Annotated in this window: 20 protein-coding genes; 2 read left to right on the top strand and 18 right to left on the bottom strand. The window is 49.3% G+C overall.

Annotated features, from left to right (window positions below; genetic code table 11):
* Nucleotides 1-110 precede the first annotated feature (110 nt).
* From pnuC to QOR60_RS00395, 5 genes are all read right to left on the bottom strand, one after another.
* Nucleotides 111-860, bottom strand: coding sequence for a nicotinamide riboside transporter PnuC (pnuC, locus tag QOR60_RS00415; protein ID WP_283581389.1), 750 nt, complete (start codon nucleotides 858-860; stop codon nucleotides 111-113).
* A 102-nt stretch (nucleotides 861-962) separates the two neighbouring features.
* On the bottom strand, nucleotides 963-3,266 hold the full coding sequence (locus QOR60_RS00410; RefSeq protein WP_283581388.1) for a DNA translocase FtsK: 2,304 nt from the start codon (nucleotides 3,264-3,266) through the stop codon (nucleotides 963-965).
* A 10-nt stretch (nucleotides 3,267-3,276) separates the two neighbouring features.
* Nucleotides 3,277-3,789 (bottom strand): tRNA (cytidine(34)-2'-O)-methyltransferase, encoded by a 513-nt coding sequence (locus QOR60_RS00405; RefSeq protein ID WP_283581387.1) that lies wholly within the window; start codon nucleotides 3,787-3,789, stop codon nucleotides 3,277-3,279.
* Between the two features lie 144 nt (nucleotides 3,790-3,933).
* Complete coding sequence (locus tag QOR60_RS00400) at nucleotides 3,934-4,437, bottom strand: YbaK/EbsC family protein (protein ID WP_283581386.1); 504 nt, start codon at nucleotides 4,435-4,437, stop codon at nucleotides 3,934-3,936.
* Between the two features lie 2 nt (nucleotides 4,438-4,439).
* The gene (locus QOR60_RS00395; RefSeq protein WP_283581385.1) at nucleotides 4,440-4,793 is read right to left on the bottom strand and encodes a PTS glucitol/sorbitol transporter subunit IIA; all 354 of its coding nucleotides are present in this window, start codon (nucleotides 4,791-4,793) and stop codon (nucleotides 4,440-4,442) included.
* A 106-nt stretch (nucleotides 4,794-4,899) separates the two neighbouring features.
* Here QOR60_RS00395 and QOR60_RS00390 point away from each other — a divergent pair, with 106 nt between their 5' ends.
* Together QOR60_RS00390 and QOR60_RS00385 are read left to right on the top strand one after the other, a co-directional pair.
* On the top strand, nucleotides 4,900-5,928 hold the full coding sequence (locus QOR60_RS00390) for a lactonase family protein (protein ID WP_283581384.1): 1,029 nt from the start codon (nucleotides 4,900-4,902) through the stop codon (nucleotides 5,926-5,928).
* Nucleotides 5,929-5,952: 24 nt separating this feature from the next.
* On the top strand, nucleotides 5,953-6,585 hold the full coding sequence (locus QOR60_RS00385) for a copper homeostasis protein CutC (protein WP_283581383.1): 633 nt from the start codon (nucleotides 5,953-5,955) through the stop codon (nucleotides 6,583-6,585).
* Nucleotides 6,586-6,652: 67 nt separating this feature from the next.
* Here the strand turns inward: QOR60_RS00385 and QOR60_RS00380 are convergent, their stop codons facing one another.
* The 13 genes from QOR60_RS00380 to QOR60_RS00320 form a co-directional block, all read right to left on the bottom strand.
* Complete coding sequence (locus QOR60_RS00380) at nucleotides 6,653-7,747, bottom strand: glycosyltransferase family 4 protein (RefSeq protein ID WP_283581382.1); 1,095 nt, start codon at nucleotides 7,745-7,747, stop codon at nucleotides 6,653-6,655.
* Between the two features lie 122 nt (nucleotides 7,748-7,869).
* A complete protein-coding gene (locus tag QOR60_RS00375) occupies nucleotides 7,870-8,517 on the bottom strand; it encodes a TIGR01906 family membrane protein (RefSeq protein ID WP_283581381.1) in 648 nt (215 codons plus the stop codon).
* Nucleotides 8,510-9,295, bottom strand: coding sequence for a TIGR01457 family HAD-type hydrolase (locus QOR60_RS00370; protein WP_283581380.1), 786 nt, complete (start codon nucleotides 9,293-9,295; stop codon nucleotides 8,510-8,512). The genes QOR60_RS00375 and QOR60_RS00370 overlap by 8 nt, the downstream gene beginning before the upstream one ends.
* 9 nt (nucleotides 9,296-9,304) lie before the next feature.
* Nucleotides 9,305-9,889: a YutD family protein gene (locus QOR60_RS00365; protein ID WP_283581379.1), complete on the bottom strand. Its 585-nt coding sequence runs from the start codon at nucleotides 9,887-9,889 to the stop codon at nucleotides 9,305-9,307.
* Nucleotides 9,890-9,909: 20 nt separating this feature from the next.
* Complete coding sequence (locus QOR60_RS00360) at nucleotides 9,910-10,917, bottom strand: class I SAM-dependent methyltransferase (protein WP_283581378.1); 1,008 nt, start codon at nucleotides 10,915-10,917, stop codon at nucleotides 9,910-9,912.
* A gap of 56 nt (nucleotides 10,918-10,973) precedes the next feature.
* A complete protein-coding gene (locus QOR60_RS00355) occupies nucleotides 10,974-11,237 on the bottom strand; it encodes a hypothetical protein (protein ID WP_283581377.1) in 264 nt (87 codons plus the stop codon).
* A 3-nt stretch (nucleotides 11,238-11,240) separates the two neighbouring features.
* Entirely contained in the window at nucleotides 11,241-11,663 is a 423-nt protein-coding gene (locus tag QOR60_RS00350; protein WP_283581376.1) for a hypothetical protein, read from the bottom strand.
* The gene (locus tag QOR60_RS00345) at nucleotides 11,647-11,898 is read right to left on the bottom strand and encodes a hypothetical protein (protein ID WP_283581375.1); all 252 of its coding nucleotides are present in this window, start codon (nucleotides 11,896-11,898) and stop codon (nucleotides 11,647-11,649) included. Before QOR60_RS00345 ends, QOR60_RS00350 begins: the two co-directional genes overlap by 17 nt.
* Nucleotides 11,879-12,319: a type II secretion system protein gene (locus QOR60_RS00340; RefSeq protein WP_283581374.1), complete on the bottom strand. Its 441-nt coding sequence runs from the start codon at nucleotides 12,317-12,319 to the stop codon at nucleotides 11,879-11,881. The genes QOR60_RS00345 and QOR60_RS00340 overlap by 20 nt, the downstream gene beginning before the upstream one ends.
* The gene (locus QOR60_RS00335) at nucleotides 12,300-12,605 is read right to left on the bottom strand and encodes a prepilin-type N-terminal cleavage/methylation domain-containing protein (RefSeq protein WP_283581373.1); all 306 of its coding nucleotides are present in this window, start codon (nucleotides 12,603-12,605) and stop codon (nucleotides 12,300-12,302) included. Before QOR60_RS00335 ends, QOR60_RS00340 begins: the two co-directional genes overlap by 20 nt.
* Entirely contained in the window at nucleotides 12,605-13,699 is a 1,095-nt protein-coding gene (locus tag QOR60_RS00330; RefSeq protein ID WP_283581372.1) for a type II secretion system F family protein, read from the bottom strand. The genes QOR60_RS00335 and QOR60_RS00330 overlap by 1 nt, the downstream gene beginning before the upstream one ends.
* The gene (gene comGA, locus QOR60_RS00325; protein WP_283581371.1) at nucleotides 13,602-14,561 is read right to left on the bottom strand and encodes a competence type IV pilus ATPase ComGA; all 960 of its coding nucleotides are present in this window, start codon (nucleotides 14,559-14,561) and stop codon (nucleotides 13,602-13,604) included. The genes QOR60_RS00330 and comGA overlap by 98 nt, the downstream gene beginning before the upstream one ends.
* A 155-nt stretch (nucleotides 14,562-14,716) precedes the next feature.
* Nucleotides 14,717-15,448: a YebC/PmpR family DNA-binding transcriptional regulator gene (locus QOR60_RS00320; RefSeq protein ID WP_283581370.1), complete on the bottom strand. Its 732-nt coding sequence runs from the start codon at nucleotides 15,446-15,448 to the stop codon at nucleotides 14,717-14,719.
* Nucleotides 15,449-15,526: the final 78 nt, after the last annotated feature.

The raw sequence follows: 15,526 nt of genomic DNA, 5'->3' as shown, positions 1-15,526 counted from the left end.
ATATATTTTACACCTACAGTATATTAATTCGGCGGTTAGTTGTCAAACATCTTTTACATCAATGCCATCAAAAAAGCTGGAACTAATCATCCCAGCTTGCCGTTAATATCCTATTTTTCAAGCTGACCCAAACCTACCTGGCGCCGCCCCCGCTCAAACCACGGTGACTTCCAAAAGGCAATTAGGTCATTCACAACGTATATACTCGAGTTAACGGCCATTGCCAGCGTTGCGTCCCCCTGACTGAACGTCACGGCCCACAGAACCAACTGGGCAACTCCACTAAACAACCACCAGTAGTACTGGTTATTGTACCGGAGAAAACACATGATCCCCGCAGTAAGACTAACCGCAAAGCTCAGCCCGTCAATCCACGGCCGCGGATCATTCGTATACCGGCCAATAGCCCACGCAGAAACGATCCATACCGCTGCCGTTGCGATCAAAGCGACCATCCACTTGCCGGCAGTAAACTTGCGCAAATGATGAACGGTTTCATCATTCCAGCTCTTCACCGCAAAAATTACCGGGAAATCAAGCGTAAGCATGTACGCAACCTGTTCAAAACATGAAAGATAGTTCTTTGCCTGTAAACCAACATAAATTAAACAAAGTGCGCTGATTACCCCTAAAATTCCGTTGACCGACTTTGCGGCGTTGATCGAAAGGATACACAATACCCCAATCATCGTCCCTGCAAACGTGACCAGGGTAAGCGTTGTAATCTTACCCGTCACTAAAAGCATCAGCTGACTTCCTAAGGCAAACCACCATAAGTAATAGTTTGCCTGCGGCCATCCGCTGATCTGGTGCAAAAACCACCCTAGGGGATGCCGCCACATGTTTAACTCGTCTTTCATTCCACTCAATCCTTATTTAATAATTTCTGTCATGCACAACACCACCATTAAACAACAACATGTAGTGGTTGTCAAATATATAACCACTACATGTTGTGAAAGCTATTCGTCTTTTGGTAAGAAGACTTGCCGCGGTTTACTCCCATCCTGGGGGCCGACAATCCCCTTCTCCTCTAACTCATCGACAATCCGCGCCGCCCGGTTATACCCGATCTTAAAGCGGCGCTGCAACATTGATACGCTGCACCGTTGTTCGTGGCGTAAGAGGTCAATCACCTGGTCAAACAGGGCGTCTTCCCCTGATTCGGCCGGCTGGGAGTCCGCAATGTCCTCGTCTGAAATATTTAGCGCCTCGTCATACTCCGCTTCCTGTTGCTGCTTCACAAAGTTAACGACGTTTTCAACGTCCTGGCTCGAGATAAACGCGCCCTGAACCCGCACTGGTTTATTTGCATCAATTGGCTTAAACAGCATGTCACCCCGGCCCAAAAGCTTTTCTGCTCCCGTTACATCCAGAATGGTCCGCGAATCCGTGCCCGATGCAACCGCAAAGGCCATCCGGGACGGGACGTTAGCCTTGATTAACCCGGTAATAACATCAACGGACGGCCGCTGCGTTGCCAAAATCATGTGAATCCCAGCAGCCCGCGCTTTTTGAGCAAGCCGAATAATCGCCCCTTCAACCGCATCCGAAGCGACCATCATCAAATCAGAAAGCTCATCAACGATGACAACAACGTACGGTAAGGTTGGCTCTGCGGTCCCCTGGTCGGCGTTTTGCCGCGTAACCATTGCGTTATAGTCGGCAATGTTGCGCTGGCCAGTGTCCTCAAATAAATCATACCGCCGCTCCATTTCCTCAACCATCTTATTAAGGGCCATTGCCGCCTTTTTCGGGTTAGTGACCACGGGCGTCAGCAGGTGCGGAATCCCGTTGTACACCGCCAGTTCAACCTTTTTGGGGTCAACAAGCATTAACTTGACCTGATCCGGTGGGCACTTCATCAGGAGGCTCGTAATAATGCCGTTAATCGCCACCGATTTCCCACTCCCCGTTGAACCAGAAATTAACAGGTGAGGCATCTTTGCGAGGTCGGCTGTTACCAGGTTTCCCGATACGTCCCGTCCTAGCGGAACCTCCAGGGGTTTCTTCGGATCCTTATGCTGGGCAGAAATAATGTCCTTAAACGCAACGGTTGCGACCTGCTGGTTAGGGACCTCGATTCCAATCAGGGCCTTCCCGGGAATCGGCGCCTCAATCCGAATATCCTTGGCTGCAAGGGCAAGGGCAAGGTCATCCGCCAGATTGACAATCTTACTAACCTTGACCCCAATTGCGGGGTGCAACTCATACTTCGTTACCGCTGGGCCCAGAATGGTGTTCTTAATCTCCGCGTCCACCCCAAAGCTTGTGAGGGTCTGCTGGAGGACCTGCTGGTTCTTAGCAATGATCTCCTTATCCTTGCTCTGGTCAGTTGGTGGGACGTCCTGCAATAGACCAACTGGCGGCAGCTGGTAGTTCGGATTTGCCTTAGTTGCCGAAATCTCGACCGGCTGCTCCGCCGGTTTTTCTGGCGCGGGTGACTGGTCACTCCAGTTTGCCACCTGCGTATTAAGGGCGCTTTCCTTAACACTATCCTCCGTCCGGTCGGCCACCGATTGAGGAAGCTGCTCATCATCCTGCTCTTGAGGAGGTTCCGGAGCCGTGCTAGTGGACGGTTGCTTCTCGGCTGTCCGTTGCTTTGGCCGGTGCTCCTGCATCGTTGCCATCAACTGGCGGCCCCACGCACCACAATGTTGCAAACTAACTTGCATAACGCGTCCAACAACGTCAATCATTTCCTGAACGGTTACCCCCGCAAGGACGCACAGCCCAACAATCGCTGCAAGCCCCGCTACCAGATAGCTCCCCGGTTTGGCAACCAGGAAAAACGTCATGGTGTATAACACCGCGCCGACTAGTCCGCCACCAACCGAACTGGCGACGCTCCCCCCAACCATGTCGTTGACAATCGTATTCCACGTAATTCCAATAAAATGACTATGAGCACCCAGGGTCCCAATGGTGTGGATGGTTAAAAAGAGCATTACTCCAAGGTAGACAAGCGCACCCCCACCCTCATACCGGGCGGTTATCCGGGGCCACTTGGCAGTAACTAACAAAAACCCTCCCAAGATAATTCCCAGAATAATCCCTATCTGGTAGGCATCCCCCCAGAAAATGCGGACAACATTACCAATCATTGCCCCAACAAAGCCGAGTTTAAAGAGGCCAAGGGTGGCGATTAATATCATTAATGCGCCGCTAACCCGTAAGGAACGGGCGCTCACTTGTTGAGAAGCCTTTGTTGTCCGTTTTTTCCGGGAAGTTGTCTTCTTCCGGGAAGTTGCTTGCTTCCGTGCCATGGTGTCCCTCCTATTTTAGTTTATCGTTTTCGTACTGGTGAACCCGCTCAAGTTGCGGGAAGGATTGCTGCCGGAGCGCCTCATAAATAATAATTGCCGCGGTGTTGGACAGGTTTAATGCCCGGATATGCTCATCGTTTTGCGGAATCCGGATACATTCATCGGGATGTTGCCGCATAAACGGTTCCGGCAACCCCGTTGTTTCCTTTCCAAACAGGAAATACTGGTCCCGTTCCGGTTGGTTATAATCAATGCTGGCGTAATCACGCAGTGCAAACTTAGAAACGATGTGCAGGTCATCATTTGCCGTTAACGTTGCCATGAAAGCAGGCAGGTTATCGTGATAAACAATCTTAACCTTATCCCAGTAATCTAGCCCCGCCCGTTTAAGGTGCTTATCGTCCGTTGAAAATCCTAACGGCTTAATGAGGTGCAGCACCGTATTCGTTCCTGCACAGGTCCGGGCAATGTTCCCGGTATTCGCCGGCATCAGTGGTTCAAATAACACAATGTGGTTAGTCATAATCCATTCCTCTTTCATCCATAAAAAAAGCGTAACCATTCGGTGTGGGCACGGCGAACGGCTACGTTAATAATTAGCAACAACCCAATAAATAATTGCTAAATGTATCTTCAATCTAACACGTTAACTTCTAGAACACAACCCTTATCCGCGAACAACGTGGATATACTGGCCTTCAACCAGGGTGACTAATGCTTCCCGGTTCACCCGAACGGACCGACCAAGCTTCCCAGCCGATACAGAAATTTCTGAAAATTCCTGAATGCGTTCGTCAAAGTAGATTGGGAACCCCTTGTTCGCATGAATTCCAATTGGTGTATTGGCACCATGAACGTACCCCGTAATGTTAACTAGCCGCTTAGCGTCGGCTAAATGGAGCTGTTTCTTTCCTAATTCCCGGGCAACGGTCTTCAGGTCAATTTCATCCTCGACCGGCAAACAAACAACCAGGTAATCGTGCGGGTCATTGTTGGCTTGCAGCACAATTGTTTTTAAAATGCTCTTGGCAGCCACTCCCACGGCAGCTGCATCCTCCAAGGCCACCTGGCCCCGACCAACCCAGTCGAAGTTTTTTTCGGTGTACGCAACTCCATGCTGGTCTAAATACCGTTCCTCGTTTGTCTTTTTCAGTTTCTTCTGCTTAGCCACTGCTAATCCTCCCCGTAAATGATGGTCATTCCCGGTTTAATTTGGGGAACTTGCTCGGGCGTCAGGTAAACCCCGTTATGCCGCGGCTCTGCCGGTACATCATCAAAAACCAGGACGGTATGCCCAATCGTTGCCAGGTTTTCGTTTACCACCGGGCCAACAAAGGCTATCGTGTACTCCTGGTCACCGATTTTAATCTGCTGTCCTGCCTGTAAGGTTACCGGCGTTCGGTCAGTAAACTGCTGCAGAACCGCCACCTGCCGGAGCATGGGCGCCGCATCCTCCTCAAACAAAATTAAAAACGGATCACCCTTCTGGAGAGCAGCAGGGCCAACTTCTTTAATTACAGCTTTCATCATCCGTCACTCCCATTACTATCGTTCCCATTTTACCACACCACGCCTTCGCTTCTCCGGGTGAAATGATATACTAAAATGGAGTAATTATGCGGAGGATAATGGAATGAAAGAGCACTTTTTACTTGGAACATACACTAAAAAAACCAGTCAGGGAATCTACGCCGGTACCCTTGATACTGTTACGGGACAGGTGGACGAACCGCAGCTATACCTCGAAGTTGAAAATCCCACTTACCTACAGCAAACCCCCGATGGGCAGTTAATCAGTATTGCCTCCCAGTGGGGCCAAGGGGGCGTGTTAAGTTACGCAATGAACCGGCACCGGCTGAATAACCGGGTCCTGGATGATGGCCCTAACCCGTGCCACGTGTGTGTTGATAACGAACGACAACTGGTCTTTGCCGCCAACTACCATAAGGGAACAATCACAAGCTACCGGCTCAATCCTGACCACACGCTAAGCCGGGCGGTAACCATCCAACACACGGGAAACGGTCCCCGGCCAGAACAGGAAAGCGCCCACGTTCACATGTGTGGCCTGACTCCGGACAAGCGTCTCTTTGCGGTTGACCTTGGGAACGATACGCTAACAACGTATAACGTTACTGACCAGGGCGGGCTTTTCGCCCAAGCAATTGTGCATTTCCCAGCTGGTTATGGCCCCCGGCACCTTGCATTTGTCCCCCACTCAAACACAGCATACATTGTCGGTGAACTCAGTAGCCAGGTTTCCCGGCTCAAGTACGAACCGCTCACCGGACTGTTCCGGATTGAACAAACCGTTCCCACAATCCCAGCTGACTGGTCCGAATATAACGGATGTGCGGCTGTTCGGGTAAGCGCAGACGGCCGGTTTGTATACGTTTCAAACCGGGGATACAACACCATTGCCGTTTTTGCTACCCAAAACGACACCCTCACCCTCATCCAGCAGATTAGTACAGCGGGCGATTTCCCCCGCGACTTCGCCCTCGATCCGACCGAACACTTTGTTCTTGCGGTTAACCAAAAGAGTGACAGCGGGACCCTCTATGCGCGGGACCAACGGACCGGCAAACTCACCATTATCCAACAGGGAATTGCCACCCCGGAAGCCATTTGCGTTTCCTTTGCGCATCCCGTTAACCATTAACAAACTAGAAACGGAGAGACAACTATGATTATTAAGGAAGCATGTGTTGAAAACTTTACGACCGTTCCGACCGTTATTCAAAACGGTGCACGGCGTATTGAACTCTGCGACAACCTCGCTGTCGGCGGGACCACCCCAAGTAAGGGGGTTATGGCAGAAACCCATAAGTACGCCGCCGAGTTTCATATCCCGGTAACGGCGATGATTCGTCCGCGTGGGGGAAACTTTGTTTATACTGACACCGAAGTCAAAATCATGGAGGCGGATATTTTTGAGGCTCAGGCGCTTGGAATCGATGCCGTTGCGTTTGGCGCCCTCACCCCGGAAAAAACACTCGATATTGAAGTAATGGATCAATTAAGTGCGGCTGCAGGGGGAATGCAGCTGGTCATGCATATGGCCTTCGATGAACTGGACTGGGCACAGCAACAGCAAACAATCGATTACCTGGTCGACCGGGGATTTGAACGGATTTTGACTCACGGCGGGCCCGCATCAAACCCGATTACGGCAAACACCGATCATCTTCGGCAACTAATCGATTACGCCGCCGGACGAATTGCCATTATGCCTGGCGGGGGCGTTACCCGTGATAACTATGAAGAACTCGCCTCCACCCTCAAAGTAAACCAGGTTCACGGCACAAAAATTGTTTAGTATTGCACAGTCAATAAGTGCATAAACAAAAGCTGGGACATAGATACGTCCCAGCTTTTTGCGTTACTTAGTGGCGCCGCCCATCCTGCGGTTCTTCGCGCAAAACAATAATTCGAATTAAGTCCAACAATGGCTGGCGGTGACTCCCAACAAGGCCAATTGCCTCAACGAACAGCTCTACCCCCAGTAAGACGGCAACCGTTAGGATTAACGCTCCCCAGAAACTGGACAGCGCATATAACAATGAAATTAACGAGAAGATTAATGCAATCCCGTAAATCACCAGCACGGTTTGCCGGTGGGATAACCCCATTGCCATTAGCCGGTGGTGAAGGTGGTGCTTATCTGCTTGCATAATAGGTTTTTTATTAAGAGCGCGGCGTAGAATTGCCGATACCGTATCAGTAATGGGGACCCCTAAAATAATTACAGGGATAATCACGGAAATAATCGTTGCATTCTTCAACCCATAAAGTGAAAAAACGGCAATCATAAACCCAATAAACAGCGATCCGGTATCCCCCAGATAAATCTTCGCGGGGTGAAAATTATACGGTAAAAAGCCCAGCATTGCCGCAACTAAAACGAGCATCATGATTGACACAAAAATGTTAGCTGTCCCCAGGAAGAAGTACCCGATTAACGCACTTGTCGTCAGCGCAATACAGGCAACCCCGGTAGCTAGGCCATCGAGCCCATCAATCAGGTTAAGGGCGTTGGTGATTGCAATAATCCAAATTAAGGTTGCGGGTAAACTTAACCAATGCAGGTGGACCTCCCCAACAAACGGCAAGGTCACCATTGCCATTCGAATGCCCGCACAAAACGTTATTCCTGCCGCAACCGTTATTCCAATTAATTTTTGAAACGGGCGAAGCTCAAAAAGGTCATCAAGCATTCCCGTAATAATAATTACGCACTCCGCAACGAATAACCAGATTAGTTGGCGGCCGGGATACTGATCCCGTAATGGGCCAAAATTAGCAACCGTGAATGCAATAAAAATTGCTAACCCGCCCATTGTTGGCATGGAAACCTGGTTAACCCGCCGGGCATTCGGCCGGTCCAACGCACCAATCCGCTGCGCAATTTTTCGAACTATGGGTGTTAAGAGCGCCGCTATTAACGCTGTTATCAAAAGTGTCACAATAATCCTTGGCATATCGTCATTCCTCTTTGCCGTGAATTTTCTCCGGCGCAGATTAATGGCTAGCTACAAAGCCGAACCATTTTTCTTCAATATCATACCATATCACTGGTTAGTTGCCCGCATTTTTCCGGATACTACTTTAATTCTTCCGGTTCTTCGTCCACCAGCTCGCGCCGACAACTTCGCCATATCACAGCAATTCCGATCCCAACCAAGCCGGTTACCAGCCCAAAGCTTGCGGCGAAAAACGATTCCGGAAGAAGCTTAATAACGGGAGCCGTTCGCGGGTTAAAAAGCCAATCACTGTTTCGAAAGAGAACCTGGTGAAAGGTAATAAAAAAAGAATTAAAGTCCAGACACATCCACCCGACTACCATAACTAGCCCTAAAGTGGTCCACGCTAACGGGCGTAATAATAACCAACGCTCCCGCCGAACTCCAAGACGATGCCAGCTAAACCAAGCCGCCGGAATTAGCCCGCAGGTAAGACAATTATTAGTAACCATCAAGACCTTCACCTGGTGAAAATGAACCACCGCCTTCGTCGTCATGGGAAGGGTGTGGCTCAGCTGGACTCCCGGAATTTGGAGGTATCCCAGCAATCGCAAATAGTACGCTATTACCTGCTTAGCAGACCACCCAACCTGCGCTCCCAAACGGTGGCTATGGACAAACCATCCATACAGCGGAACACAGTCAATCGTTAAGGTCACTGCGCCACATACCAGTGCAGCAAAAATAACGCTCCACCAGCCCCAACTTGTTAGTCGAATCTTAAGCATGAGAATTAACGGGAACCTCATCAAGTGACTGAACTTCCCACGTTGGTGCAACGGGCTGGGCCGCAACCAGTTCTGGGGTGGAAAGGCCAGTATAAACAAGAATCTGGTCGACCTGCGCGTTAATTCCCGCCTTAATATCAGTCATGTAATTATCACCAATGATGGCAAGTGATTCCCGCGGACACCCCAGCCGCTTTACTGCTACGTCCATAATTTGTGGTTCAGGTTTCCCAATGTACTGGGCCTTTGTCTGCGTCGCGTATTCCATAAAGGTCACCAGGGAACCGGCACTCGGAATCATTCCCCACTCACTCGGTAAATTACTGTCAGCGTTTGTCCCAATTAACTGGGCTCCCCGCCGAACAGCAAGGGTTGCAACCGCAAATTTATGGTAAGTAACATCGCGGTCCAACCCAACAACAACGTAATCCGGGTGAACGTCATCGTACTTAAACCCCCGTTGGAAAAGCGCTTCTTTTAACCCCCGCTCACCGATTGGATACACCGTTAATGGCCCACTGGCCTGCTGGCCTGCTAGGTAATCAGCCGTTGCCATTGCGGACGTGTACACGTTGTCCGGAGTAACGTGAATTCCAAAATTATGTTCCAGGTGATCAACCACCATCTGTGGTGTGCGGGTACTATTATTGGTCAAGAGTAAAAACGGAACACGGTTATCCTGAAGGCGCTTAATAAACCGCTTTCCCGCTGGAATTGGCTCCGCTCCCCGGTAAATCGTTCCGTCTAAGTCAATTAAAAAACCACGATACTGTTTCATCCTTAACTCCTAACCTTGCTTCTGCTTTTTTTGCTGAATAGTAAAGTGCCGCCGCCCATTTCCCGGACGAGAATTGTTTCGGCGAGATGATGACGTTGCCTTTTCCCTGCGATGAATTGCATAACCCTTTGATGGTTGTTGCTTGTTTGAATGAGGGGTTCCCGAACGCCGGGAGGGATTCCCACGCCGGTGACGGTGCCGGGGTGCCCTTGGAACCTGAACATCCAAGTTATGCAAAACAAAGTACGCACACCCGAAATTACAATATTCCGTTAGGTAATCATCTAACAAATCAATGCTCTGCATGGGGGTTCCCCACTTACTCCCGTGGCGGTAAAATCCCCGCAGCCGGAGTTGATCGTATCCCCAATCACCAACAATGTAATCGTACTTTGTTAGAACATGACTAAACCGTTCCTGGAGCTTTTCTGTCTGAAATCCATCCCGGTAATTCTTAACTAACTCATAGGGGCGCCCATCAATCAGCATCCGCGTATCACTCTGCATAATAAGCTCACTGGCCTGTTCCTTAATCCGCTCATTCTTTTTGGCAATCTGAGCAGCCCGCCGTTCCTTTTTTTCAGTGTTTTTCACTTTAAATCTCCTTTTTTAAGTCACTTCGTAAAGGATTTACGCTCCCACTGCGTAATGCTGTTCAAGAATTTATGAAACTCTTCCTTATCTTTAAAGGATGGAAAATCGCCTAAAAGAACCTGTGGTGCCTGCTTGGCATTTTCTCCCCGCTTTTGAACAATCAGAATTGCCTTCCGGGCAGCCTCTGTTCGGAACAAATCAGCGGGTAACCCCAACATGCCTTGAAGATACCCAACCTTCTTGATGTACTTTAAAAGGCGCTGTGAATGCTCGTCACTAAACAAATTAGCCGGAACAACAAAAACACCTAATCCACCCGGAACGAGGGTGCGAAACGCCTGCTCAATCATTAGGTAGTGAACATACGAATGCCCCTCAGATTCCTTCGTCTCATACGTGGCCGCCCGTTCATCAACGGGATAATACCCAACCGGAAGATCACCGATTACCAAGTCAGCCTGAGGCACCATCAACTGACTAATTGCGTCCTGATGAATCAGTTCAACGGATGCCTGTTCCCATTCTGCCATCACATCAGCAAGTGCTAACTGCGTGTCGTCATTATCGACTCCGTACGCGGCAATCTGATGATCACTGCCAGCCTGAAGACAGTTGACGATGGTCATCAACAGGTTCCCCGTTCCAGCCGCAATATCAAGAACCCGTAAATCTTTGTGGGGAATAATTTTTTCAATCACGTACTCTACTAAAATTCCGACCGTATCAGGCGTCATCTGGTGGTTAGCCTGAACCCGTTCCTCACGGTATGCATTTAAGATTAATAGTTGCAGTAACTGCCGGGCCTCATCCCGCGAAAAAAGGTCTAAGTGAATTTCCTGATACTGCTCAAGTAATTGATGTTGAATCTTTTCATCCGGTTGGCCATCCTCAACGTGTACCTCACCTGCTGCCAGGTTATCAGCCGTTTCAATTAGGGCGTCAAAGTACGAAACATCCAGCGCATCCTGTAACGTTTTTACTGCCGCAACAATCTTCGCATATTCTTTTTTTACGTCTTCAAGCGCCACTTAATCACAACTCCATTTCAAGTAAGATACCATCGCCTATTCTATCACACCCTTTCCTACCGCTTAAACCGAATTACCGGTCCTTCTCGAAGCCGAACGGTAACACCGTCATCCTGAACCTCAACCGTTCCTTTATTCGTCACTAACTTACCGTTTTCTTTCCGCCGAACAGCAAGCGTTGCTAATGCCCGCGCAGTGTAGTAGTTAGTCTGCTCTTTCATCCCCATAATTATTCCCCGGTCAATTACCGTTAATCCTAGTAAAATTCCCGTCACGGTAATAATCGCGACCATGCTAAAGTAAAACGTAAATCCCCGCATTTCCTACTCCTTCATATACAATGTTGCTTGATAATGGTGGTGGTCAACCGTTGCGTCCAATTGGATAACTGGCGAACGGGCAACGGCTCTAAACGCCGTAACGTTTCGTAAAATTGGCATATAACCATGCCCGGAGCGGTACATTCGAACTTCATCCCGGTGCCATTCAAAATCATAATGCTGGTGATCCTCTAAACTGATTAAGTGTAGTTCATGAGCCGCAACCCGATCGACCTTAAAACGGAACCGATCATCAGTCAGTAACCGGCAAAAAGAATGCCACGTAAGGACTGTCGGTTGTAAAAAGCGTTCCTGGGTCCCCAACCATCGAATGGTTGCGCCTGCACTTACCCCGATAATCGCGACAATCAACAAGGTAATCACCGTTTCTACCAGCGTAAATGCCGCACTACCACGTAATTTCATTTTTCCCGCTCCGATCCGTTACCACTACCCGTCGTTCTTGGTGAACATCTACGTGGTGAACCCGCTCATCCATCAATTGGGCGCGATGCAACTCTCCGGATGCTTGCCGGGTTTCGCGCAAAAGGGCGCCCCCAAAGAACGCGGTAATCTCAAGCGTTACCCCCAGCAATACCAGTCCAGTAACGGCCTCAGCTAATAAAAAACCACCACTTCGCCTACCACCGAATCTCCTCATACTTATACTGCCCCCCATATCCTAATTGAAAAACAAGCACCTTATTACATCCACTCAGTGGGCTTTGATAGCACACCGTTGCTGGCGTTACGCTTCCACTCGGTGCAACCTTCACCACCTGATACCGGAGGAGGTGAAGTGATGCCGGAACGGCAATCACATGGCGTTCACGCCGCTCAACAATAAACCGCACTTGTTTTTTCGTAAAAACGATTGTTCTATCGGTCTGCAGCAACCGGGGATTAGTAAGGGTTTCAACCCAGGTAGCATTAAACCGTTTAAAAAACCACCGCTCCTGCCAGGCAACCTGCCACCGTTTCCCCGGTCCGCCGGTTACCATCCCCGCAAGGATGATGACAATTAAAAGAACGACGGTCGTTTCAATTAACGTAAATCCCGGCTTATTCCGTCGTCCCGTCAATCTTCAACCCCTCCGCGTTAATCTTTTTTACCTGCGCCGCTGATAAATAGTGCTCGTCCTGCAGTTCCTTTAAGTGAACGTTCTTAGGATTATCAATATTATGGGCCTGCATATAAAGCTGTGCCTGGGTATTGAGTTCCGTTTGAAGGGCATGATTATTTACCTTATTAGCTCCCTTTCGTTGTGCACTTAAATTAGGCAAAACGATTAAAATCAATAGACTAATAATAAAGAGCACAACCGTCATTTCAATCAGCGTAAATGCTGGCATTCGTTTCTTAAACATTAATTTATCCTCCCGATACTTGAATACAGTGGAACTAAAATTACCACGTAGGTCCCGATAATTAACACCGCAATCACAATAAAGAAGAGCGGCTGAATCCACGTTAATAACCGGTCAAGTGCCCGAATAAACCGCCGATAACTTACATCAGCAAACATCAAAAGTGATTGCCCCGTCGTTTTCGTCGCCTGTCCCCGTTCAAAAAAAGCTGCAACTTCATCCGGAATAAAGGGGATTTGGCCGGTAAAATTTTTAATCGCATTTCCCGTCATCATTGCCCCGATGAACTTCACCCCAAGTTGGTGAAGAACACTGCTAGAAGGAAACCGTAACAATAACTCGCCGACCTGAGCAAGTTCAAGTCCACTTACCAACAACTGTCCTAAATTAAAACTAATAATATACGCACAGTAGTACCGATAAAAGCGACCGATTACCGGTAACTGGCTATACCATATATGCCGGTTTAATGCACGCTGCCGCCACCACCAAACGACCACCCGAGCACAGTAGATTCCCCCACCGCACAAAAGAATTCCCGTGATTATTCGAACTACCAGAGTCCAGTTAGGTGCTGTTTCTGGCTGCGGTGGGACAAATTGCCGAATCATTGGCATTAGCCACCAATGCACCGCGCCGATAATCCCTAACAGCATTACTAATAAACCACACGGATACGCTAACAAACCGCGAATCCGCCGCCGGTATTCATAGCGCCGGGAAAGCTCCCGCGCAAGAACAGCAACCGTTGCTTTCAAACAGCCATGTTCTTCGGCTAATGCTAAGTGAAGGTACGATGCAACGCTAATTCGCGGGCGAACGGCGGCACTAAAAAAACTTCCGTCATCAAGTTGGCGTTCAAAGTTATCAATATCCTGTGTTAACCGGAGGATTACCTGCCGGGTCCCCCTAAGTGCCTGACGCAGAGTAAATCCCTCCTGCAAAAAATCGTTCAGCACCGTGAAAAACTGAACCTGCTGTTTAAGGGGCCACTGTTTACCCGTAGCGGAATTCCGCTGCCACTTCCGGTGAAATCCATTTCTTTGTAACGCAGTGCGCCAGCTCCGCTTGCCACTTCGCCGAAACATTTTCATGGTGTTCTCCTTCCCCTGCTCCATCATAAAAGTCGAAAAGAATCTTTAACTGGTGCGTCGTCGTGGGAATTAACCGCTGATAACACGCCAACCGCAAAGCCAACATAATATCCGCATCCCGTAATCCCAGATTACGTAACCGCGCAGGCGTCCCCGCTGCCGAGCGAACGTGCAGCGTACTTAGTACCAGATGACCGCTTAACGCCGCATTAAGTGCCCCCCTGGCAGTCTCCTCATCACGAATTTCCCCAATAATGAAAACTTCCGGATGATGACGTAAAGCAAGCTTAAGCAGCTGGGCGTATGTCATTCCCGCCGCTTCGTTCACCTGAACCTGAACAAACCGGGGTTCATAAATCTCAACCGGATCTTCGATACAAAAAACCTGGCGGGTCGCAAACTCACGGGCAAAATCATACATTGCGCTCGTTTTCCCCGCCCCCATCGGTCCCGCAAACAACACTAACCCCCGTTGCCGGCAGGCCTGCCGAATCCGGGTTAACTGGTGCGGCAAAAAATAACGACTTTCAAGTTCACCCCGCAGGCGGGTAATTACCCGGATTACCAGCGTTTCCCGGTCACGGAAATCACCAACCGTTGATAGCCGGCAAAAAACTGGTTCCCCATCGACCCGCAACGTCAACGCACCTAACTGGGGGCGCCGCCGCTCACCCAGGGCCATGTTTGCCCTGTACTTTAACAGGTTAATCAATCGGCGCGCATCGGCTAGTCCAACTGACTGTTGCCCTACGATTCGGCCGCATACGTTAAACCGCAAGCCGTACTCGTTTCCAACGGGTGTTAGGTAAATATCAGTTGCCTGTTGCCGTAACGCTTCCCGAACAATTTCATCAATATCCATTTTCGTTTTGTTCACCCCCTCACCATATAACTAAGAAAAAAAGTGGGGGTGTTCGCACACTCCCACTTAATTTTCGCGCCTAATTCTTTAATTCTAATTAATTCAAAAAAGGTTGCGCCATAAACAGCGCAACCTTCGTTTCTTAATATCTCAAATTAATCTTCATCCGGGAATTCAGCGGACGTGTATACGTCAGAAACATCGTCCTCATCTTCTAACCGGTCGATTAACCGCTGAACCTGCTCTACCTTTTCGGCCGGAACAGCCACCGTGTTTTGCGGGACCATCGTAATCTCAGCCGTTGCAAGGTCGTACTTCTTCTGCAGTGCATCCCGTACTTCAGGAAACGCCTTAGGATCAGTGTAAATTTCAAAGACATCGTCAGACGTCTGCAGATCTTCTGCCCCGGCGTCAATTACGTCTTCAAACATGGTGTCTTCGTCAACGTCAAGGTCCTCCCGGGCGACAGCAATGTAACCTTTCCGGTCAAACATGAAGCTTACGGAACCACTTTCACCAAGGTTCCCACCGTTCCGGTTGAAGTCCGCCCGAACAGCTGACGCCGTCCGGTTCCGGTTATCGGTCAATGCGTGCACAAGAATGGCAACCCCTGCCGGACCATACCCTTCGTAGGTAATTTCCTCGTAGTTCTCGCCACCAGCACCCGTTGACTTATCAATTGCCCGCTTAATGTTGTCCTTCGGCATGTTAGCTGCCCGGGCCTTATCAATCACCATCCGCAGCTGTGGGTTTGAATCTGGGTCAGGACCACCAGCCTTAGCGGCAACGTAAATTTCACGAGTAATTTTTTGGAAAATCTTTCCACGCTTAGCATCCTGAGCGTTCTTCCGCCCCTGAATGTTATGCCATTTTGAATGTCCTGACATGACTAAAACCTCTTTCCGAATAGTATCATTAGCACGTAGCTAACCCTAATTTTAACAAAAGCAGTCTAAATCCGCAAT

It is taken from the genome of Ligilactobacillus hohenheimensis (genome assembly GCF_947381805.1).
Classification (GTDB): Bacteria; Bacillota; Bacilli; order Lactobacillales; family Lactobacillaceae; genus Ligilactobacillus; species Ligilactobacillus hohenheimensis.
This window is presented reverse-complemented; position numbering and strand designations above follow the sequence as displayed.